Source organism: Sphingosinicella rhizophila (genome assembly GCF_032378825.1).
Taxonomy (GTDB): domain Bacteria; phylum Pseudomonadota; class Alphaproteobacteria; order Sphingomonadales; family Sphingomonadaceae; genus Allosphingosinicella; species Allosphingosinicella rhizophila.
Map to the genome: position 1 here is coordinate 625,666 of NZ_JAVUPU010000001.1, position 21,066 is coordinate 646,731.

Annotated in this window: 18 protein-coding genes and 1 tRNA gene; 9 read left to right on the top strand and 10 right to left on the bottom strand. The window is 57.5% G+C overall.

The features are described from left to right. Window positions 1–4: 4 nt before the first annotated feature. Window positions 5–655, bottom strand: coding sequence for a protein-L-isoaspartate O-methyltransferase family protein (locus RQX22_RS02975; RefSeq protein WP_315723463.1), 651 nt, complete (start codon window positions 653–655; stop codon window positions 5–7). A gap of 197 nt (window positions 656–852) precedes the next feature. On the opposite strand from RQX22_RS02975, the gene RQX22_RS02980 reads away from it, so the two are divergent. Both RQX22_RS02980 and RQX22_RS02985 read left to right on the top strand, forming a co-directional pair. Then, window positions 853–926, top strand: a tRNA-Cys gene (locus RQX22_RS02980). 328 nt (window positions 927–1,254) lie between these two features. Continuing rightward, on the top strand, window positions 1,255–1,620 hold the full coding sequence (locus RQX22_RS02985) for a cupin domain-containing protein (protein ID WP_315723465.1): 366 nt from the start codon (window positions 1,255–1,257) through the stop codon (window positions 1,618–1,620). A 111-nt stretch (window positions 1,621–1,731) separates the two neighbouring features. Here RQX22_RS02985 and RQX22_RS02990 read toward each other — a convergent pair whose 3' ends face one another. Then, window positions 1,732–2,880, bottom strand: a complete 1,149-nt coding sequence (locus RQX22_RS02990; RefSeq protein ID WP_315723467.1) for a serine hydrolase domain-containing protein — start codon at window positions 2,878–2,880, stop codon at window positions 1,732–1,734. 566 nt (window positions 2,881–3,446) lie between these two features. Between RQX22_RS02990 and RQX22_RS02995 the strand changes: the two genes are divergently transcribed. The 5 genes from RQX22_RS02995 to RQX22_RS03015 all read left to right on the top strand — a co-directional run bounded on the left by RQX22_RS02995 (window position 3,447) and on the right by RQX22_RS03015 (window position 10,811). Beyond that, window positions 3,447–5,606, top strand: coding sequence for a KAP family P-loop NTPase fold protein (locus RQX22_RS02995; RefSeq protein WP_315723469.1), 2,160 nt, complete (start codon window positions 3,447–3,449; stop codon window positions 5,604–5,606). A 557-nt stretch (window positions 5,607–6,163) separates the two neighbouring features. Then, on the top strand, window positions 6,164–7,327 hold the full coding sequence (locus tag RQX22_RS03000; RefSeq protein ID WP_315723470.1) for a DUF2235 domain-containing protein: 1,164 nt from the start codon (window positions 6,164–6,166) through the stop codon (window positions 7,325–7,327). A gap of 537 nt (window positions 7,328–7,864) precedes the next feature. After that, a complete protein-coding gene (locus RQX22_RS03005; RefSeq protein WP_315723472.1) occupies window positions 7,865–9,028 on the top strand; it encodes a DUF2235 domain-containing protein in 1,164 nt (387 codons plus the stop codon). 657 nt (window positions 9,029–9,685) lie between these two features. Then, window positions 9,686–10,105 (top strand): hypothetical protein, encoded by a 420-nt coding sequence (locus RQX22_RS03010; RefSeq protein ID WP_315723565.1) that lies wholly within the window; start codon window positions 9,686–9,688, stop codon window positions 10,103–10,105. 58 nt (window positions 10,106–10,163) lie between these two features. Next, window positions 10,164–10,811, top strand: coding sequence for an FRG domain-containing protein (locus RQX22_RS03015; RefSeq protein WP_315723563.1), 648 nt, complete (start codon window positions 10,164–10,166; stop codon window positions 10,809–10,811). Between the two features lie 137 nt (window positions 10,812–10,948). Here RQX22_RS03015 and RQX22_RS03020 read toward each other — a convergent pair whose 3' ends face one another. Continuing rightward, a complete protein-coding gene (locus tag RQX22_RS03020) occupies window positions 10,949–11,737 on the bottom strand; it encodes an FRG domain-containing protein (protein ID WP_315723473.1) in 789 nt (262 codons plus the stop codon). 357 nt (window positions 11,738–12,094) lie between these two features. On the opposite strand from RQX22_RS03020, the gene RQX22_RS03025 reads away from it, so the two are divergent. Next, entirely contained in the window at window positions 12,095–12,868 is a 774-nt protein-coding gene (locus RQX22_RS03025; protein WP_315723475.1) for an alpha/beta fold hydrolase, read from the top strand. Between the two features lie 219 nt (window positions 12,869–13,087). Then, the gene (locus RQX22_RS03030; protein ID WP_315723476.1) at window positions 13,088–13,726 is read left to right on the top strand and encodes a hypothetical protein; all 639 of its coding nucleotides are present in this window, start codon (window positions 13,088–13,090) and stop codon (window positions 13,724–13,726) included. A gap of 222 nt (window positions 13,727–13,948) precedes the next feature. On the opposite strand, the gene RQX22_RS03035 is transcribed toward RQX22_RS03030, so the two are convergent. From RQX22_RS03035 to RQX22_RS03065, 7 genes are all read right to left on the bottom strand, one after another. Continuing rightward, window positions 13,949–15,589: a recombinase family protein gene (locus RQX22_RS03035; protein ID WP_315723478.1), complete on the bottom strand. Its 1,641-nt coding sequence runs from the start codon at window positions 15,587–15,589 to the stop codon at window positions 13,949–13,951. Then, the gene (locus tag RQX22_RS03040) at window positions 15,586–15,999 is read right to left on the bottom strand and encodes a DUF2924 domain-containing protein (RefSeq protein ID WP_315723480.1); all 414 of its coding nucleotides are present in this window, start codon (window positions 15,997–15,999) and stop codon (window positions 15,586–15,588) included. The genes RQX22_RS03035 and RQX22_RS03040 overlap by 4 nt, the downstream gene beginning before the upstream one ends. Beyond that, entirely contained in the window at window positions 15,996–16,529 is a 534-nt protein-coding gene (locus tag RQX22_RS03045; protein WP_315723482.1) for a DUF3489 domain-containing protein, read from the bottom strand. Before RQX22_RS03045 ends, RQX22_RS03040 begins: the two co-directional genes overlap by 4 nt. A gap of 213 nt (window positions 16,530–16,742) precedes the next feature. Next, entirely contained in the window at window positions 16,743–18,173 is a 1,431-nt protein-coding gene (gene terL, locus RQX22_RS03050) for a phage terminase large subunit (protein WP_315723483.1), read from the bottom strand. Continuing rightward, window positions 18,170–18,628, bottom strand: coding sequence for a DUF5681 domain-containing protein (locus RQX22_RS03055; RefSeq protein WP_315723485.1), 459 nt, complete (start codon window positions 18,626–18,628; stop codon window positions 18,170–18,172). The genes terL and RQX22_RS03055 overlap by 4 nt, the downstream gene beginning before the upstream one ends. Next, window positions 18,625–20,001, bottom strand: coding sequence for a site-specific DNA-methyltransferase (locus RQX22_RS03060; protein WP_315723487.1), 1,377 nt, complete (start codon window positions 19,999–20,001; stop codon window positions 18,625–18,627). Before RQX22_RS03060 ends, RQX22_RS03055 begins: the two co-directional genes overlap by 4 nt. A 247-nt stretch (window positions 20,002–20,248) precedes the next feature. Continuing rightward, the coding region (locus RQX22_RS03065; protein WP_315723489.1) for a restriction endonuclease at window positions 20,249–21,066 on the bottom strand (818 nt) is incomplete at its 5' end.

Sequence of the window (21,066 nt, forward strand, 5' to 3'; positions counted from 1 at the left end):
GCCTTTAGAATGTGAATGACCGGGCCTTGGCGAATCCCGGAAGAATTGCCGAGGCAGCATCGGAAAAGGCTGCCAGGCCGAAGCCCTGGCCCGCCTTGCGGCCGATCGCAAGCCGCGAGACGCCTTGGTCGAGCAGGGCCGTGGCCAGTCGCCCGCCCTCCGCCAGCTGATCGATCAGCGCATCAGGTACGAACTCGACGGCACCGTCGATCAGGATGAGATCATAAGGCGCGCCCTTCTTATGTCCTTTCGCGAGCGGCCCTTCGACGAGCTTCACGATGGTACCGGCCAGCGCCATCTTTGCTGCCGCCAGCAGCGCCTTATCCTCTTCCAGCGCCACGACCGAGTCCGTCAGCCGGGCGGCCACGGCGGCGGCGTAACCAGTCGCGGCTCCCACCACCAACATCCGCTCCCCCTGCTGCGGATCGGCCTCGGTCAGCAATTTCCCGAGAGCCATCGGCGTGTTCAGCTGGCGCCCTCCCCCCAACGGCACCAGCGCATCGGCATAAGCGATCGGGATCCGGTCCGCCGGAACGAAGCGTTCCCTGGGCACCGCGCCCATCGCCGCGACGACCCGCGGATTGTTGACGCCGGTGGTGCGCAACTGGCTGGCCACCATGGCGCGGCGCATATGCTCGAAATTCTGGTCGGTCATGACGGGAGCCTTATTCGCACAACTGTCTTAGGGGTGCAACACAGCAATAGGTGCATGGCGACCTTTATCGGCGACGGCCCGCAGCGCCAAGCACCAACTGCACCGATCCGGCACGGCGCCGCGGCACGAGGCCCGAAACCGGGAGACCAGACGGAGAGTTGACAGAACGGAACGGCCCGCCCATTTGCCGCAGCGGCGGCCCGATGGCGGAGTGGTTACGCAGAGGACTGCAAATCCTTGCACGCCGGTTCGATTCCGGCTCGGGCCTCCAGCCATTTTTCCATTCTATATCAAATACTTATATGAGGCAGAATCTGACGCAAGTCTGCGCCGTTCGCGAGGTCGAAGCCAGTCTCTGAACGAGCGAAGACTGCTCCTTGAACCAGAAATCGAGCCTTTTTTGCCCAGAGTCTCTGAGGCCTGAAGCGCAACCAGGGTTTCGTGCTGCTCGCAAAAACGCCTTCCTCAGAGCAGGGACGGCAAGCGTCGGCTTCCGACCCATTGCCCACATCCACTTGCATGCCGGACCTGCTGGCACGGCCCCATAGATTGGCGGTAAGCTACGAACGTGATATCCCTCGAATGAAGGGAGAATGCCCATGAATGCTGCTATCGAAGGCAGGCGTTTCGACACTCCCGACGACACCCTAGACATGAAAGAGGCCGGAGCGATTTCCATCATCAAGATGGGAGACGGCACAACAGGCATGCTTGCAACTTTCGAGCCTGGGTGGACTTGGGAAAAAGATGAGAAGCCCCTGCTCGGCTTTCCAGCAACGTGTCCGATGCGCCATACCGGCTACTGCATTACTGGCAGTCTGGTGGTCCGCATGGTCGAAACGAACAGAGAGACTCGCGTCACCAGCGGAGATTTCTTCGAGATTCCTCCAGGACACGACGGCTACGTCGACGGCCCGGATAAAGTGGAATTGATCCTGTTTACGCCACCCGAGCACAATGACTGACACTGGTCGGATTCCTAGTACTTAAGAGCTCATCGCCTCCTCTTTTTTAACATTGGCGATGTCCGCTTTCCCGGCAATCCTCGGCGGCGTCGGATATCAATTGCGTGTCAGTCAGTCACTTCGGTAGACACCGCTTAAAATCGCCGGGAACAGACGCTCTGCGAAGGCACGTAGCCCCGCCCAGGTGTCGGCGTTCGACATGACAGCGATCGTAATCTTCGTCTTGGGCTCATAGAACAATACGGAGGCGGTACCTGCCTGGCCGCCGGTGTGACCGATATAGCTTTTCGAGCCGATGGGGAGGATCATCAGTCCATGCCCGTGACCGGGTTCCACCGGTTCACCCTTCGGCCCGGCCAATGGAGTTTCCATCAGCATGATGGAATCTCGTGAAACAATCTTGCCATCGTAAAACGCCATTGCGAAGCGGACAAGATCAGACGCTTTGGCGAGATGCCCGCCCGCCGGCAGGTTCTCGCTGACGTCTCTTAGATCCGCCCGACGAAGGCCTTTTTCCGATTGCAGGGAATACATGCCCGCTCGGCGCGGAATGATTGCCCACGAATCGTCCTCGACGATCGCCGGTGTGCCGGCCGGAATGAACACGGCTTCCCTCAGGATCGTGCGAAAATCCCTGGACCTGTCGGCACCTTGCAGGACGCAAGCCAGCAGTCGATAGCCATAGGAAGTGTACAGATAGTCCGTGCCCGGCTTGAAGCGCAGAGCGTCTGCTTTGAACGTGTCGAGTGGAGCGAGCACGTCCGTATAGCGCTGATATCGGCTATTCTGATCACGCATCCGGCGAAGCTCGACCCTCAATCGTTGTGTCTCGTTCGACGCCGCAGCAAGTTCATCCGCATAGTCAGTGTAATGGCGTAGACCTGCCGTGTGGGTCAGCAGGTGGCGGGTCGTCACTTCCCAACGCTTTTCGGGATAGGCAGGGCAATATTCCTGGATCGGTCGATCGAGGTCCAAGCGGCCCTTCTCGATAAGAACCATCGCCGCCGCCGCCGTCATCCATTTCGAGATCGACGCGGTTCGATACATCGTGTCCGGCGTAGCGCGCACGTCATTCTCGACGTCGGCTGTTCCAAACGCCTCGTTGAAAATAAGCTCGCCCTCATATCCCACGGCGATCTGTATCGACGGAGGCCCGCCAGACGAAATCTCGGCGCGCGCCAACGTTGCTGCCGCCGCTCGCCAGTCGCCGCCGGCTGGTGGTTCGGCATATGTCGCGCATCCACCAACGACGGCCAGCACGAGCAGGCATGCCAGCTTTCGGACAAAGCCATCCATGAAGGTCAGATTCCCCGCTGCATTTTCCCGTTGCGAATTTGCTCAGCCATTTCGAGTGCAGGGTCAAGACAAACTGCGTCTTCGTTCGTCGTCGCACATGGTAACCGTCACAAAGGTTGTGGTGATTATTAGACTACCCACTGCTGAAAGCAGACGCGCAGAATCCTCACCTCTTTCTTATTTTCTGGCAAAATTCGACTGGATTAGTGGGCAGGCGAGAGCTAACCTACTGTAGCGGAAGGATATTCTAAATCCTTGCAGATAGTTCGATTCCTGCCCGAACCTCCAGCCATATTTCCATTTTATAACAGTAACTTAACCCTCCGAGAAATTGGCGCAATTCTGCGCCGTTCCGCGCCTATATCCTCGCGCAGAGAAACTGGAAGAGACCGAATGCGGTCCCAATTTCAGCCTTTTTCACCCAGAGTCTCTCGTCGCTGAAGTGCAACCAGGGTTTCGTCCCGTCCTCCGAGGAATATTTCGAACGCTTTTGCCGTGTCGAATTCACGACGAAGCACTATCTAGTCAGCATGAGCGACGTGGACGGATTGTACACTTCAACAAGTGGGAGCCTGACCGCGGACCGCCCGCGTACCAAGCTCGACGAGGACGAGCTGGGCTACCGCGATTTCGCGGAAGCGGTCGCCGCGGGGTTGGCCGGTCGCGCCGGCAATGACGGACTTGTCATCGCCATCCACGGGAAGTGGGGCAGCGGCAAAACGACCGCAGTCAATATGGCGGTCGATGCGCTGGAGCGCCGTGAAGCAGGCAAGGGCGAAGACGAACGCACCATCGTGGTCCGCTTTAATCCTTGGTGGTTCTCCGAACAGAAGGATCTCACCCGTGCATTCTTCACCGAGTTGACCGCTTCAATCGGGAAGCGGCTCTCGGCTGGTGTTCGCGACGGCCTCAGAACCATGGCGAAAAAGGTGACAGGTGCAGGCGAGCTTGTGTCGTCGATCCTGGCGTGGACGCCAGCGGGACCCGCGGCGAAGCAGATCGCCGAACTCGTCAAGGCGGCCGGCGAAGAGATCGCCGACGAGCGCAGTCTGGACGATGTTCGAAGCGATCTTGCCAAGGCACTGGAAAAGGAAGCGCGTTCTATCGTTGTAATCATCGATGACGTCGACCGCCTGCCGGGCGATGAGGCTCGCCAGATCTTTCGATTGGTCAAATCGGTCGCCGACCTGCCGCGGGTGACCTATCTCCTGGTGTTCGACCGCGATATTGCGACACGTACGCTGGAGCGGCCAGCGGATGCCGACAGCCCGGAATGGCTTGAGAAAATCATCCAAGCCTCGTTCGACCTGCCGCCAGTCGCGCAGGCCGATCTCAACCGGCTATTCCTCAAACGCCTCAATGCGATTGTGGGCAACGCCCCCGTACCCGACATAGTGCGCTGGGGAAATACGTTCCATGGTGCAGTTGTGCCTTGGCTGCGCACCGCTCGTGACGTGGGCCGGCTCGCCAATGCGCTCGCGATGGCATGGCCCGCCGTCCGAAAGGAGGTCGACGTCGCGGACTTTGTTGCGATTGAAACGATGCGGCTATTTGAGCCGAGGCTTTATGCGTTCGTGCGCAACCACGGTCACGACCTGACCGGCACCGAACCCAATGATTCATCGCGGGAAGCACGCGAAGAGTTTGGCGCTGTGCTGCTCGCCAATGTTGAGCCGGAAAGACGCAAACGGGCCGAGCGGGCGCTGCGTTACCTGTTTCCGCGACTTGATGCGATCTTCGCCAACACCTGGCACGGCGGCGACTGGCGCAATGCGGAGCGGGAGCGACGCATCACCTCAAAGCGCCGGTTTCTGGTCTATTTCAGCCTAGGCCTGGGCGACGGCATCATCTCAACCGCTGAGATGGCAGCACTACGAGCCAGCTTCACCGATCCCAAGGCAACGCGTCGGCTAGTGCAGGGCTATGTCGACCAGCCGCGCCGCGCGGGCGGGACGCGGGCGGCAGTGTTGCTCGATGCGCTGATGGCTGAGGTGGATGCCGAGTTAGAGGGCGGCGACGAGGCGGCAGCTCGCGCCTTACTCGCCGCGGCTGATCTGTTCCTGAATGCCGCCGACGGTGATCGCTCGCCGGAGGGCTTGCCGAAAATCTGGGCGGTATCGTTCGCAATCGATCCTCTGCTTAACCGGCTCGATGCCAAGACAATAGCCACGCTGCTCAGCGACGCGATTGATGGCCCATCGCCGCGCGTGGCCACATTCTTCGTAACCATCATGAGCGGGGAGCACGGACGCGTCGGGAAAGAAGAAGCCAAACCCAAGGCGGAGCGTCGCCTTTCGCTCACCATGGTGAAGCGTCTCGAGCAGCGCCTCGCCGAGCGAGTTGCGCGCGATGCGCAGTCGGGCGCGCTTATCCAGCAACGCGACGCCGCTAGCCAGATATGGGCGTGGGAGCGTCATGCCGGTGCCGAGCCGATCAAATTGTGGATCGAGGCCAACCTTGATACGGTTGGGTTCGCGCCCTGGCTGATGATGACGTTTACCGGCGAAGGCACCGCACATGGCTTCGGGGACATGGTCGGGAAGCGTATTCACACCGTCAGTCGAGAATCGCTCGAAACCTTTGTCGATGTCGATCGGTTGGCGGCGATTGCCGAGCAACGCATAACTAACGGAGTCGATCAGGACAAAGCAGCAAAGCATTTCCTGGACGGCCTGCAAGCCCGTTTCTGACGTTGCCTGAACGGTCGATTTTCGACCCGCACATCGTCGCGCTCGTCCTGCTCCCCGTCGCCAGGCAATCTTCATTCTCCTTGGCGTTAGGTCGGCCTAATTTTCGGCTATTATCAGGTCCCGTTCGACTGGACTACAGAGGAAAAGAGAGCTAACCTACTGTGGCAGCAGGATATTCCAAATCCTTGCAGATGGTTCGATTCCGATCCGGACCTCCAGCCATTTTCTCGTTCTATATCAATAACTTAGTTGCCTGAGAAAATGGCGCAATTCTGCGCCATTTGCCATAGCAGGGCCAGTCTCTGCGCGACCAGAGAACGCGTCTCGCGCCAAAAATCGGCCCCGCTTCACCCAGAGTCTCTGAGGCCTGAAGTGCAACCAGGGTTTGCATTTTACCCCGCATTAAAGACATCGGGCCACGATACCGCTTGCGGCTTACTGTGGCTGTTCGCCAACACGAGCATCATCCGATAGTAAGTGTGGGGCGAAAGGCGCACGAGTGGGCCTCGACTGGGTCATCCCCCGCGAACATGCCCTCGGCGAAATGGAGCGACTGGATGACTGACATCGCCACGCCAACACTTCGACCAACCAAAAGGCTTGCCTTGTTCTTAGACGGAACCTGGAACTCGGTCGGAACGAATACCAACGTTTGGCGCCTACGATGCTTGTGCTCGGACAAGAGCGCCGATGGCGCCTCACAGCTTCGCTACTATGACGAAGGGGTGAACGGGTTTTCTGGCGGAGGTTGGGGCAAGGGTCTCAGCGAGAATGTAAAACAAGCCTACGATTGGCTGGTGGACAATTACGAAGACGGAGATCAGATATTCATCTTCGGGTTCAGCCGCGGAGCATACACAGCCCGAAGCCTGGCCGGCTTGATATCAATATACGGCCTACTCAAACCGGGCGGCCCACTGGGAGTGAACCAGCTCTACGAAAGATACATGCACGAAGATGACCGGACGATTTATAAACTTCGGGGCGAGGATCATTCTAACTGCACGAATGAAGAGCGTTGGATACTTCGCTACTCTCGTGAAATTCCGATCGAGGTCGTGGGTGTCTGGGACACAGTCGGCGCGGTGGGGATTCCGCTTTTCAGCATTCAGGGTATTAGCAGCTCTACCCTACGGTTTCATCACACAGGACTCCGCCAGCCGATCAAGCACGGTTTTCACGCATTGGCCATTGACGAACACCGGCCAAAGTTTGCTCCCACCATTTGGACGGTACGAGGGCAGCCTAGAAAGCCAGCTCCCTCGATGCGATCCATACATAGCGTTGAACAACGCTGGTTTGTTGGGGCTCATGCCAACGTCGGAGGTGGATGCTATAATGATACGCTTGCGCAAATCCCGCTTCGATGGATGATGGCCAAGGCAGCGCTAAGCGGCCTTACCTTTCGAGAAGAAGTAGAACTCGACGGAAAAGAGCAGCTCGCCCCGATCTCGGATTCTTACAAAGAGTTCCTGAAAGGGGTCTATTCAGCGCTCTTCAGCAGGAGTTTTCGACCGATTGGGGCTGCTCCCGTTCAGGCGGTCAATGGTACCCATTTCAATGTCAATGAAACCATCGACGCCTCTGTTTTCGACAGATGGCGGCGCGACAATACCTACCGCCCGCCCAACTTAGCCGCCTGGGCACAGCAGCACGGCGTCAAACCTGAAGAGCTACAGACCTCTGTCGTCGCACTCTCGCCCGACACTGTGGCACCTTAGCCAAGGTCCGAATCTCGATGCATTGCAAACTCAAGCTCGTGGATAGCCCCCTTCCGCAGTGGAACAGTCTCAACCGCACAATTTGATTCAAGAACGGTGTTATTCGACTGGACTGAGAGCGGAATGAGAGCTAAGTTCTTGAGACAGAAGCGTTTTTCAAACCTTGCAGATGGTTCGATTCCTGCTCGGACCTCCAGCCAGTTTTCTCTTCTATTTCAATAGCTTAGGTTCTGGAGAAAATGGCGCAATTCTGCGCCATTTGCCTTACCAAAGGCCGTCTCTGCGCGATCAGAGATCGCGTCTCGCACCAAAAATCGAGCCCGATTCACCCAGAGTCTCTGAGGCCTGAAGTGCAACCAGGGTTTGCATTTTACCTCAGTGCTAGAGACTTCGGGCTACGATGCCGCTTGCGGCTCATTGTGGACGTTCGCCATGACGAGCATCATCCAGTAGTCAGTATTTGGCAGATCGCGCACAACAGAGACTCGACTGGATAATTCCTGGCGGGCATGCCCAGGGGAACTGGAGTTATCAAGGATGACTGAAATCGAGACGCCACCTCCTCGACCAATCAAAAGGCTTGCCTTGTTCTTAGACGGAACCTGGAACTCGGTCGGAACGAATACCAATGTTTGGCGCCTACGATGCTTGTGCTCAGACAAGAGCGCCGATGGCGCCTCGCAGCTTCGCTACTATGACGAAGGGGTGAATGGGTTTTCTGGCGGAGGTTGGGGCAAAGGTCTCAGCGAGAATGTAAAACAAGCCTACGATTGGCTCGTGGACAACTACGAAGACGGAGATCAAATATTTATCTTCGGGTTCAGCCGCGGAGCATACACGGCAAGAAGCCTGGCCGGCTTGATATCAATATACGGCCTACTCAAACCGGGCGGTCCACTGGGAGTGAACCAGCTTTACGAAAGATACATGCATGAAGATGACCGGACGATTTATAAGCTTCGGGGCGAGGATCATTCTAGCTGCACGAATGAAGAGCGATGGATACTTCGCTACTCTCGCGAAATCCCGATCGAGGTAGTCGGTGTCTGGGACACAGTCGGCGCGGTGGGAATCCCGCTTTTCAGCATCCAAGGTATAAGCAGCTCAACTTTACGGTTTCATCACACAGGCCTCCGCCAACCCATCAAGCACGGTTTTCACGCATTGGCCATTGACGAACACCGGCCGAAGTTTGCTCCCACCATATGGACGGTACGGGGACAGTCTGAAAAGCCGGCTCCCTCAATGCGATCCATGCAGAGTGTTGAGCAACGCTGGTTTGTGGGGGCTCACGCTAACGTCGGAGGTGGATGCTACAACGACACGCTTGCGCAAATCCCGCTTCGATGGATGATGACTAAGGCAGCACTAAGCGGCCTTACCTTCCGAGAAGAAGTAGAACTGGACGGAAACGAGCAGCTTGCCCCGATCTCGGATTCTTACAAAGAGTTTTTGAAAGGATTTTATTCAACGCTCTTCAACAGAAGTTTTCGACCGATTGGTGCGGCTCCCGTCCGAACGGTCAACGGGACCCACTTCAATGTCAATGAAACCATCGATGCCTCTGTTTTCGACAGATGGCGGCGCGATAATGGCTACCGCCCGCCTAACTTGGCTGCGTGGGCACAACGGCACGGTGTCAAACCTGAAGAGCTGCAGGCCTCCGTCCTAGCCCTCTCGCCGGATGCAGTGGCGCCTTAAGCAAGGCCCGGACTGCAAACTCGAACCCTAATCGTCCCGTTTCAATAGAACACTCCCAACCGCACAATTCAATTTTGGAACGATATCATTCGACTGGACTGGGAGTGAAATGAGAGCTAAGTTCTTGAGACAGAAGCATTTCTCAAAACCTTGCAGATGGTTCGATTCCGATCCGGACCTCCAGCCAGTTTCTCTTTTGTACCAGTTACCCAGAGCGCAAGGAATTTGGCGCAATTCTGCGCCGTTCCGTGGCTCTAACCTCGCACAGAGAAACTGAANGTTTCTCTTTTGTACCAGTTACCCAGAGCGCAAGGAATTTGGCGCAATTCTGCGCCGTTCCGTGGCTCTAACCTCGCACAGAGAAACTGAAAGAGACCCTGATGTAGGGGCAAACTCGGGCACTTTTACCCAGAGTCTCTCCTCGCTGAAGTGCAACCAGGGTTTCGCCGCTGAACGGAGGAGAGCCTCCGACCATTGAAAGCAATGCCATATCTGGCTCACGTCCGCTCTGCGCCCGATCTCGGTCGTTGGATGAGCCGCGGCAGGATCCGAAAAGTTGCCATTCATTCATAAGTTCAGGTCGATAAATTAACCAAACGGCTAGAGCTAAATCCGAACAGTGTGTATCTCCCAAAAGTCACACTGACGGGGGTGCCGATGGAAGGGCAATGGCTAGGCAAGATTGAGGGCAAACTTAGCGGGACGCTGCGCGTGGAATTGGAGGATCGTGGTGATGATTTCCGAGGCCACGCCTATCTTTATTACGGTGCCCAGCACGGATTGCCGGGGTTTCAATTTGGTCTCAGTCTTCCCAAAGCGCCGCCCTTTACCGCCAAGGTCGAAACTATCTATCTCTACGCCAACGGCGGGATCATGACGCGCGAGGACAAGCTCCGCGCCGAACAGGACATTGTGCAGCGCTTCAATGAGCCGATGCCCGCCACGCTCGACGTTTCCTTCAACGCTGAGGGAGAGGCACAAGGTTACGTGGGCGTCGCCGGGCACCCAAGAAAGCGGCGAGGTCGTTCTAACTGGAACCGACCTCAAAGGCCCGTCTCAGATCGTCGGCCGCAATGACCTAACCACATGGGATCAATTCCGGGAGTGGGCAATCAACCAACGGCCACGGCAGTATATCTTTCGCGGGCAAGCTCTGCCTTTGAAGCTGGTCTCAAGTTTCCACCGGACCTGGCGGAAGGACTTGCTCACCTGGATTGAGCATGACGTGAACGCCCTGTTCGGTGCCGTCATGGAGCGGATAAGCTATCCCCTCCGGCTAGGCGATCTTGGCCACAATTCTGCGATCTGGAGTATCCTCCAACACCACGGATATCCGACGCCGTTGCTTGACTGGACGCTTTCTCCTTTTGTGGCAGCCTATTTTGCCTTCCAGGACCTGGAATTCAGCGAGGAGGTCTCTCCTCGGATTCACATTTTTGACCAGGCGGAGTGGAACAAACGCTATGGCTTGAGAGCGTTCATTGCCGATCCCTCGCCTCCCCAACTCGTAGTCATGGAGAGCTATGCTATCGGCAATCCCAGGTCCGGGCCGCAACAGGCCCTCTCCATCGTGACAAATATCGCGGACGTAGAGGCTTTCGTGAGGGAGCGCGAGGAGGCCGACGGTCAAAACTATCTCACCGTTTGCGATCTTCCGGCCAATGATAAGCCGCGAATTATCCGCGAGCTGGAGTTGATGGGTATCACTTACGGCTCTCTGTTCCCTGGCCTAGACGGCATTTGCCGCGACATGCGGGACCGCAATTTCACGCGCCCGATCTGAGGCGCGACCTTCATCTCAGTCTCGGCCCGTCGCGACGTCGATGGCTTTCGTGCTTCTGCGCCAAAAGCCGGCATTCGGCTTACGGCCCAGACCCGCCCAGAATAATGCTCCGAGCACTTTGGCGGCTACTGGGCGAACTACCAGCGCTCATTCGCCCACTGCTCGCGGCTCGCCCCATACGCTCTGCCAAACCCGTCGATGTCTGGGAAAAGCGACAGAAGAGTGATGTCAAAGTTCGCGGACAACATCTTCAGGTATGTCGGCTTGTGTTGGGCCGGTATCCTTATGGCGAGCAGGTAATTTGGCTTTTCGATTGCGAGACTCCCGTGCGAGAGACCGGGTTTGATAATGCTGTAGATGAACTGCGAATGCTGGGCAGCGATTCGAGCCGAGACGACCGGCGGCTCCCACGTCTGCGAGTGATTGAGTTTTGCGATGGACTGCACTCGTTCATCGTAGGTCTCGTCCAATAGCTTGCCCTCGCCGCCACCGAGATGGCTACAGTGGATGCCGAAAAGCATCCCAGCGCTGTCAAAGTTGCCGGAGCAGGCGAAATAGAGGCCAATCAACCCACTGCGGGTTGCATCAATCAACCGAGTAGCGGCGCCATGGTGTTGGAGCCGCGCAAGCAATTCGAAATCGCTCAGGGTCCGCCCGTCTAATCTGCCGAAGCCCTTATGCCTCGCCTTCTCCAGCAAACCTTTCTCATAATAAGCGACATGCCATTCCATACGGTCGTCAGATTTGGACAGGAGCATCTTTCGATATGCTGCGCTGTCGAGAAGCCACTGCTCATCCGACTGCCCCCTCCACATCCGCACTGCTGTGTCTGATTCATCGCCCCCATGGGCTATCAGGTTGAGCAATTCGATGGGAGATTCGGGTTCGATGACTTGCCCGAACCGACTGTCTTTGAGTTTCTTCATGGTCGGCGGATACGGCTCAGGACACCGGCCATGCAACCGCCCCGAAATCTGTAATGCGTCGGCAGCAGACCTGCGGGCGAGTTCAAGCCGAGTGTCGGCCTTCGCGCTGCTGCCGCCAAGAACGGCCCGTCTGCTAACGGCCCAGGAGCGGGGGGACCGCTTTGGCATAACCCGCCAGTCGGCAATGCGCCCCACTATCGGTCGTTCGGCGAGACGATCGCCGGTCCCTGAAGCGGTCGCTCGCTCAACCTCAAAAGCTGGCTAACTTAGATCGTGTGATTCTCGTACGGAGGACACGTCAGTCGGCCCCGAGGGCTACTCCCGATTGTTCAGTGGCGACCAATAGGAGTGTCCTGAATGAACGAGGTCCAACGCGGCGCGGGCCGCAAGCTACTACTTATTCACGGTCTCGGCGGAAGCTGGCAATCGTGGAGCACCATCATGGGCCCCCTCAGCGTCGAGCGGACGTTGATCGCAATCGACCTTCCTGGACACGGCGCCACCCCGGCGGATCACGATAGCGGGACCTTTGAAGGTCTTGTCGGTAGCGTCGAGCGTTATATCGCCGACAAGGGACTGGACGGGATCGACGTTGTCGGTAGCTCGATGGGTGCGCGGATCGTGCTGGAACTTGCTCGGCGTGGCCGCGTCGGCAACGTCGTGGCCCTTGATCCTGGCGGCTTTTGGCGCGGTTGGGAGCGCATATTCTTCAAAACCACCATAGGCGTTTCGGGGCGGTTGCTTCGAGCAATCCGGCCTATTTTGCCGATGCTGAGCAAGAACGCCGCATCACGCACTGCGTTGCTGGCGCAGCTGTCCGCGCGTCCTTGGGCGCTTGATCCGAAAATCGTTGCGACGGAGTTGGCAAGTCTAAGCGCGACACCGACGTTCGATGCGTTGGTTCGTGACCTTGCGAGCGGGCCTGAGCAAACTGGTCCGGCAGCCAATCCCTCTCGTCGGATCGTAATCGGTTGGGGCCGCCATGATCGGCTCTGTCTGCCGAGGCAGGCAGCGCGAGCAAAAGTCGCCTTTCCCTCTGCCGATCTGCACTGGTTCGAGGCCAGCGGACATTTTCCTATGTGGGACCAGCCAGAAGAGACGGTTGCCGTGATACTGGCCGCGACCCAGTGACTTGCGTTCCCTTGCCAGACCAAAATTCGAAGCTTGCGCTGGAGCCTTGGCTGCCGTCACGTGCGACGATCGCCTGGCGTCTCCTTTGGCGCTTGGGCGACCTCGAAGCTGCCAGTCAGCAACCGGCCCAATTGCTGCGATCTCGCAAAGTGGTCAGGCCAACTGCTTGAGCGCACATTAGAATGACACCAGGGATCGTTGGAATGCGGAAGGCCTAGGATGACAAAGCTGACACCGGACGAAGTTGGCCAGAAATACGCCGACCTTATGGTCGAGGTGAAACTTCGCCTGCTCGAGGTTGAGCGCCTGCTCGCTGAGGCTCACGCTGGATCCAGTAAGGTCAAGCTCGTCCCTATAGCTGAATACTGCTATTTGCAGCTTCGCCGGATTACAGAGCTGGTCTCGCTCGCAATCCTCATAGCTCATAATCCAACCGAAGCATTCAGAGCTGGAAATCTCGTAGGAGAATACAATCCGGCGAAGCTACTTAGAGCACTTGGAAAACTGAGTCCTGCGGCCTTTCCCCAGCAAGGTGTTATCGCCGTGAATCCGCCTTATGATCGGGGGTTCATAGCCGCGCCGCTCCACACCACCGATGTGCGCGATAGGCTTTGTGAGATTTACACGACCGCCTGCGACAAGCTTCACGCGGGTGCACTGAAGTCGTTCTTGAAGCGGGGAACAGCTTATGACTTCAACGAAATCGAGGCGTCCACCAGGTATCTCGCGGAGTTGCTAGGCGAGCACATAATATATCTTCCTGACGATTGGATCGCCTATGCCAAGCTCAATTTCGAAGCCCAGGGAGTTACCGTACATTGGTATCCACCCAAGGTCTGGAAGGAAACATCAGATTAGGGCTAGTTGCAAACCCTCTTCGATCCTGACCTTACAGTGACGCCAAAATCGTCGATGCTCGTCGCTGCGGATCACTCCTCACTGCTGCCGCCGCGACGAGTGCAATCCTCCCAAGGTCGAAACCATTGATGCCCTGCGCGGCCCCGCGCCAATCCGTGGGCTTCCGAGGCTTCGGCACTGAAACCGGACCGTCCCTTCCCGACCCAGAGATGGTCATCGGCTTCAAGGGAAAAATCCCTGTATTTGCATCCGTTGATCTTCCCACGACAAAGGTATCGAGGCCATCAGGGCTGATATGGTGCTTTGATCCAGTTTTTCCTTTAGCATCGCCTTCTGAATGTCAGGCGCAATGAAACCCAACGCCAGATGATTGCGGGTCCAACCCTCCTTTGGCGCTTTAGCTAAACCCTGCGTTTCCGGTGCAAGCGGCGATGCATCGAGCTCCCGCAACCGGGCATGAGCGTGTCTGAGAATCGAAGCCAGATCTCTCCGATCGGCCCCGCTGCCGTTGACCTGCTCCAGCGATATTCCGTCCTGTTTGATGACTTTCCCCCTCGCCACCGGATTTACCTCAGCGACGAGCCTTATCCGCTCGTCATGTTCGAGGACGATATTGTCACCGAAAATGATAGAAGGCAGAAGCCGCTCGACAGCTCTGGCCGCTGATTCGCACGGTTCGCGAACCGCCTCTGAATGCAGCAAAACATGGATGTTGCGACGACCAATCTCGACCCGATCGATGGCCGCCGCGATGCGTTCCAGATCGTGTTCAGCGCTATCGATCAGCCCAGCAACCCGCTGCGCAACGATTCGCTCGATATGGGCTGCCGAGACGCGTGTGACATGCGCGTTGGTTCCAGGTCGGCTGCCGGGCAATTCCCCTTCCGACACGTAGTAGCGGTAGGGGCGTCCTGCTGCGCCATAGCTAAAGCTAGGTCGCATGGGTTGCCCGGAAATATCCGCGATCTTGCCAGTTAGCCAGCAAGTAGCCGCTCTCACCTTTGTCCCTCGCTTCTGGATACGGTTCTCCTCCAGCCGACGCTGAACCGCCTCGAAGATGTTCAGGCTGACAATTGCCTCGTGATCACCGGGATGACGAAGCCCTTTGTGGACGATCTCACCCAGATAGAGGCGATTATTCAGCATGTAACAAATGCTGCCTGGTCGCAGTCGAGCGCCATCCATCCGTTTGCCATCTGCAGTGATCCAGCTTTTCGACCTAATACCTGCCTCATCCAGCTCCCGCACCAGGCGCGGCACGGATCCCAGTTCGAGATATCGGTCAAAAATGTGTCGAACGATCGCTGCCTCTCGCTCGTTGATGATGAGCCGCCGCTCCTGAATGTCGTAGCCAAGCGCGGGATTGCCCCCCATCCACATGCCGCGGGCCTTTGACGCAGCGATCTTGTCCCGAATCCGCTCGCCGGTCACCTCGCGCTCGAACTGCGCGAACGATAAAAGTACGTTTAGCGTCAATCGACCCATGCTGCTGGTCGTATTAAAAGCTTGGGTCACGCTGACGAACGACGCCTTAGCTGCATCAAGCTTCTCAATGATGCGGGCAAAATCGGGCAACGAACGCGTCAGGCGATCAACCTTATAAACAACGATAACATCCACGTTTCCGTCATCGACCTCAGCAAGCAGACGCTGCAGGCCGGGCCTCTCCATATTCCCGCCTGAAAAGCCACCGTCGTCATAGTCTGAAGGAAGAAGCTCCCACCCCTCCCCTATCTGGCTAGCGACATAGGCTTCGCAGGCGGCCCGCTGGGCATCGAGACTGTTGAACTCCTGATCAAGCCCATCCTCGGTCGACTTCCGGGTATAGATGGCACAGCGAACGACCTTTCGAGCCGCAGTCATGCCGAGCTCCTGACGCCGAAGAAGCGGAGGCCGTTCCAACGCGTGCCGGTGATCTTGGTGGCAAGTTCGGAAAGACTGCCATATTCGACACCATCCATGACCACTGCGTCTTCGGTGACGGTCACCTCAATGCGGCGTCCCTTCCAGATGCGGGCCAGCCGTGTGCCAGGCGGAAGATGTACGGGTGGCGGAGAGGCTGCCTTCCCTGTTTCAAGCATGCGCCGGGTCGCAGCATCGAAGCCGCCGAGCTGATCCGCCTGCACACGCCAAGCGAGCATGCGGCGAAGCAGTTCGGCCGATCGCATCGTGGGCGGCTCTCCATAGAGCCGCCTCCATTCCGTCCGAAGATCGGCAAGATCCATACGCTCCATCGCGCGAACGCGATGGAGCAGGTCCTTCTTCTTGCTCATTGGGCACCGCCATCAATGTGATAGATGCTGATGCCACCCTGAGTCTCACGAATGATCGTGTGACCTTTCTTGCGCAAACCGGTCAGTGCTGCTCGCGTCGTGTGCGGCAGCCAACCGGTCGCTTCGATGATGTCATCCAGCTTCGCGCCTTCAGCGCGAGACAGCAGTTCGATCAGGCGGGCCGATTTGGTCCCGGAGCGAGGCTTGTTTGGCAACGGCCATTCCGGCTTTGTCTCGGGTTCTGACGCACTCGCCTGGTCGGTCACCCTCTCTTCCGCACCAATGGCCTGCAAACCGGCAGCAGTGATGACAAGACCGATGCGATCCTCCCCATCCTGACGGAACAGTTGATCGGCACCCTTCGCAGGAACCTCGCTCGCCAAATTCCTTTTCAACAGTGTTGCCAGGGCTTTTTGCGCTGCCGCGGTCTTTTCGGCCAAGGATTCAGGCAGCGGAAGAAAATTGCCGTCGGCGCGCTGGCTCGCCGTGCTCAGCAAAATCAATTGGAGATCGTTGAGCTTGATCGTCATGGTGGATGGTCCTTCTTTCGAAGGGAGTGGCCAAATTGCCATCTCCCACCACCCACAGCCCCGCTGGTCGGCCAGCCGGGCGGCAACCGCGATCGAAGCGGCTGCGATTCACATCCATGACCAATGCTTGCGCTGTCCAGGAAGTCGAGGGAATTCGACAAGTAAATTTCATACGCGGTAAGATGGAGCAGTGGTCTCATGCCAGCCGTGAGATCAACGCCGGCGATACGTGCTATAACTGCCGATAAACAGCTGGCCGGATTGGCGGGTTAGGCTGTAATCGAGCATTTGCGACATGCTATCGATCTGGTCGTCGTGCTTCCCACCCGGAAACTGACGAACCTCCATCTCGAATGCATCGAGCCAAAACGCATCGCGGGGGAGGTAAACGAGCTGGGCCTCGATTGCTGCGGCCCGCAACCGCATCCTGGTCTCTTTGTCTCCCTGCGGCAGATAGGGAATAACCGGAAGCGCCTGAGCCTCCTCGCGAAGGTCTTGGATCAGACCCGTCCCGGAGACCTTATCTTCAATCAACAAAACGTCGGGCCTGAAGGAATCCGCCAAGGCAATGACATTACGTTTCAGAGTTGGATAATCGACCTTGCTCCGCCAGACGTGGCGGAGATAATAGCGACCGTTAGCCACTTGCCAGGTTGTGCAGACGGAAAAGTCGTTATGCTCGCCAGGCTTTGAGGCCGTGTCGAGACTCATGATCACCTGACCATCAACGGGTGCTTCATCATATCGCTTGAACCAGCTGAGCTTCAGGACGTCACCGTCAGCCGGTGTCGGGGCCTGCTGATATTGGGCAGAGAATATTGCGGTCCCTATGTCCCGTTTGAGGCTATGCAAAACTTCTACCGGTTCGCGTAACGGATGAAGCGGCTCGCCCGCCTGCCGCCACCAAAATCGATTGGGGCCGATAACCACCCGCTGGTTCTCTTCAGCGATGGCCGGAAGGTTGAGATGCAACCATTCGTTGCTCTTGAGAAGATGACCAGACAGGTCTTCTTCGTGGAGCCGTTGCTGAACATTGATGATGACGCCGCTCCGCTTATCATCGAGGCGCGAAAAGAGGGTCGTCCGAGTCCATTCCAGCATCGCCTGCCTCCGCACGTCGGAATAGGCGTCGTCGGCCTTTAACGGGTCATCGATGATGATAATGTCGCCACCCCTCCCAGTCAGGGTACCCCCGGTCGATGTAGCAAACCGACCACCATTCTTAGTGGTCTGAAAATCGTGTTCTACCGTCCGCCGAGGATTGAGACGCGTCGAGGGAAACAAGGTCTTGTACCAATCTGCTTCCAAGACGGAACGGGTCTGCCTTGCGAAAAAATTGGAAAGCTCTTGGGAGTATGACGCGACCACAATCCGCAGACGTGGATCGCGTCCCAGCAAGAAAGCTGGTAGCGCGACCGACATCATTGTGGACTTGAGCGATCGAGGCGGCAGGTTGATGACCAGGCGATCAACCTGCCGTTCGAGCGCAACGATTCTCGCATGATAGGCCATCGCCTGCAGATACTGACCAGGCGTGAATGCCCGGCCGGGATTGAGATGGTAGAAAACTTTCTCCGTGAAAGCGGCAAGATCGTTGCGGAGAATGGCTTCAAGCTCGCGCCGATCCGAAATCATGATTGTCATTGCTCATCCTCATCGTGAGGATCAGGATCTGAGGCCGGCGGAGCATCACCCTTCTGACGCTTTCTGGCGTTCGCCAAAATCTTTTGGTCTTCGGCGATAAGGTCGGCAGTAGGAGCTTCCGAGCCATTTTCAGGATTGTGTTCCGCAGCAAGAGCAAGGAGGCGATCAAGCGCCCGGATATCTCCCTTTAGCGCCTTCTCGCGAAGCCGGAGCAGCGATGCTCGCTGGGTCGATCCCTTCTTGGTCTTCCCATTTTCGGTAACAGCGACGGGCAGCTTTAGGATTTCGAGGACGTCCGTCCGGAACGACTTGGCGCCCTTTGGTCTGCCTTTTGGGTTTGGACACTGGCCCGGCTTGAACCGGGTGTGTTTGGGCGGACGGCCGTATCCCACATCATAATCGCCCTTCCCCTTCTTTTCAGGACAGTCGTCTTGCGGCTCGTTGGGGTCGCTCATGTCCGGCCTCCCTGGGCCGACTTGCGATCATCGGCAACCTCGGCAAAGGTCCGACCATCCTCCAGTCTGGCTTGCTGGCCGGACACGGCTTCCCATCGCTCGATTGCAATGTCGACGAAGACCGGCTCGATTTCGATGACGTGGGCGATCCGCGCCGTTTTCTCGGCTGCGATGATCGCCGTGCCGCTGCCACCAAATCCATCGAAGACGATGTCACCGCGCTTCGTCACATCCAGGATGAGGTCAGCAATAAGCGCCACCGGCTTGACCGTGGCGTGAGCTTCCAGCGCACTCCCGCGTCCCTTCCGAAAGCTGTTCATTCCTGGATATTGCAGCAAATTGGAGCGGTGACGGCCGTGGCGACCCAGTTCGACATTGTTCACATGAGCTGCCGAGCCGTGCTTGAAGGCAACGACCAGCTCGTGTTGGGACCGCCACAGACTTCCCATGCCGGCATTATCCTTCGCCCAAACGAGAATATTCTTTAGCGTTAGGTTTGAAGCTGCACCGGCGGCCAACATTTCTGCGATGTGACGCCAATCGATGAAAAGAAGGACCATCCCACCGTCTAGAAGATGGGGCTGAAACGCACCCATCGCCTTGCCAAGGAACGCAATGAACTCTGTTGGGCTCATCTCTCCCGCGGCCATGACAAAATCTGAGTGGATCTTTCGACCGAGACCAGAGGCAACACCCTCGATCTTCAAATTATAGGGTGTGTCGGAAAGAACGAGGCGGACGCCATTACCGTCTAACACCCGCTCAACAACAGAAGGATCCGTCGAGTCCCCACATAACATGCGGTGCGGGCCAAGCAGCCAGAGATCCCCTTCCCTGCTGACAGGATTGCGGTCCAGCAGCTCTGGAATGGGATCATCAAGATCATTGAGCTCATCCGTCCGAACAGCGCCCATATGTTTATCCATTTCCGCCACGGTAAAACCCGTAACGGACACATCTAAGTCGGGCGCGTCGATCCGAATGGCCTCAAGTTCTTGGATTACGAGCGCAGTATCGAAGGCGGATTCATCGCCAAGCCGGTTATCAGCGATCGCATAAGCGCGAAGCTGCGCCGGACTGAGCCTGTCGGCATAGAGGACCGGGATTTCGGTCAGTTCCAGCAGTTTGGCCGCTTCGTAGCGACCGTGCCCTGCCACAATGGTAAGATCGGGCCCGACGATCACCGGGTTGATGACACCGAATTCCCGATAGCTATCGGCCAGCTGCCGAATCTGCCGCTTGGAATGCTTCCGCGCGTTTCGGGGATTGGGCCTGAGCGAACTCAATAGCACCGTTTCATAGCGTAGCTTGGTGGTATTGACGGGCTGGCTACTGACCCCAGCGAGGCTATTCTTTCGTACATTGCTTACCATAACGAGGCTCCATTCAATGACGCCTCGCCGGAATTGACGAGGCGAACGCGCGGAGCTGCTGCCGAGCGAGCCTCGGCTGCCTCCATCGCTGGGCCTAAAAGCCCGACCTCGTCTTCTATTTCGGCGATCCCCGGCCTCTGTGAGAACCGCGATCAGCCTCGCATTCATGGCCGCCAAAGCGGCGAATGCGTGGCGTGCATATGTGATATTAGGTGCGAAAGATCAACCCGGTTTGAGCCTCCGCCGCTTAGGCGGCGCGCTCAAGAAGCCAATTGGTGAGGCCTTGATCGACTGCGGCCGCAGCAAGGTCGGTCACAGTCCAGAGATGAACTGGAGCTTCTGTCTCGGGCACGATCAGTTCGGATCGAGGGCTATGGCAGACGAAGAAGAATCGGCTTGCCGAGTCATCGGCCTCGAATGCGCAAACTGATGCGTTCAGCACCTTCTGATCGGCTGCCGATTTCACCTGGACGCTCGCCCGCTCGTTGATCAGTGGCTGCTCAAGCAGAAGGTCGATATCTTTCATAGTCCCACCGAGCGCGGAGACGCGCCGCCAACCTGCACGCGAAAATATCAAATCGACGAGAAGCTCAAAATCGGCCCAATGCAACTGGCGGATGAGGTCAATAGAAGCGATCATGAGCGCATCTCGAGCCGTACGGGCAGTCGCGACAGCGGGTTCTTCCTGGGCATTGATCTTGCGCAGGAGATAGTCGGACGCGGCAACGCCGCAGATTGTCCTTCGGTAACTCGCCAGCTGAGTCAGTTTAGAGCTAAGCGTCGTCATGGCGAGCGGCCGGCCATTCACGTCAGTGTTTCGCCAGCTCCCGATGACTGGTCGGAACCTGGTGCCGCATCCTTCCCCTGTTCCCCCTACATAGGTGACCTCGGGCTCCGAGAAGGCCCACCACAGGTGCCCACGGGCAAAGGTTATCCAGAGCGTATCGACAGGGAGTGTGTAAAACTCTCGAAGTTCGCGAACGTAACCCGTAGCCGTCGCTGGTAGCGCGCCAGCCGTCAAATAGGCTGCTTGAGCTGCTGCCGGTTTCGTGGACACCGAGATAA

Excerpts from the sequence above, each read along its gene's own strand:
- RQX22_RS02975 (WP_315723463.1), bottom strand. The coding sequence starts at position 655 with ATGACCGACCAGAATTTCGAGCATATGCGCCGCGCCATGGTGGCCAGC.
- RQX22_RS02985 (WP_315723465.1), top strand. The coding sequence starts at position 1,255 with ATGAATGCTGCTATCGAAGGCAGGCGTTTCGACACTCCCGACGACACC.
- RQX22_RS02995 (WP_315723469.1), top strand. The coding sequence starts at position 3,447 with ATGAGCGACGTGGACGGATTGTACACTTCAACAAGTGGGAGCCTGACC.
- RQX22_RS03000 (WP_315723470.1), top strand. The coding sequence starts at position 6,164 with ATGACTGACATCGCCACGCCAACACTTCGACCAACCAAAAGGCTTGCC.
- RQX22_RS03005 (WP_315723472.1), top strand. The coding sequence starts at position 7,865 with ATGACTGAAATCGAGACGCCACCTCCTCGACCAATCAAAAGGCTTGCC.
- RQX22_RS03010 (WP_315723565.1), top strand. The coding sequence starts at position 9,686 with ATGGAAGGGCAATGGCTAGGCAAGATTGAGGGCAAACTTAGCGGGACG.
- RQX22_RS03020 (WP_315723473.1), bottom strand. The coding sequence starts at position 11,737 with ATGAAGAAACTCAAAGACAGTCGGTTCGGGCAAGTCATCGAACCCGAA.
- RQX22_RS03025 (WP_315723475.1), top strand. The coding sequence starts at position 12,095 with ATGAACGAGGTCCAACGCGGCGCGGGCCGCAAGCTACTACTTATTCAC.
- RQX22_RS03030 (WP_315723476.1), top strand. The coding sequence starts at position 13,088 with ATGACAAAGCTGACACCGGACGAAGTTGGCCAGAAATACGCCGACCTT.
- RQX22_RS03035 (WP_315723478.1), bottom strand. The coding sequence starts at position 15,589 with ATGACTGCGGCTCGAAAGGTCGTTCGCTGTGCCATCTATACCCGGAAG.
- RQX22_RS03040 (WP_315723480.1), bottom strand. The coding sequence starts at position 15,999 with ATGAGCAAGAAGAAGGACCTGCTCCATCGCGTTCGCGCGATGGAGCGT.
- RQX22_RS03045 (WP_315723482.1), bottom strand. The coding sequence starts at position 16,529 with ATGACGATCAAGCTCAACGATCTCCAATTGATTTTGCTGAGCACGGCG.
- terL (WP_315723483.1), bottom strand. The coding sequence starts at position 18,173 with ATGACAATCATGATTTCGGATCGGCGCGAGCTTGAAGCCATTCTCCGC.
- RQX22_RS03055 (WP_315723485.1), bottom strand. The coding sequence starts at position 18,628 with ATGAGCGACCCCAACGAGCCGCAAGACGACTGTCCTGAAAAGAAGGGG.
- RQX22_RS03060 (WP_315723487.1), bottom strand. The coding sequence starts at position 20,001 with ATGGTAAGCAATGTACGAAAGAATAGCCTCGCTGGGGTCAGTAGCCAG.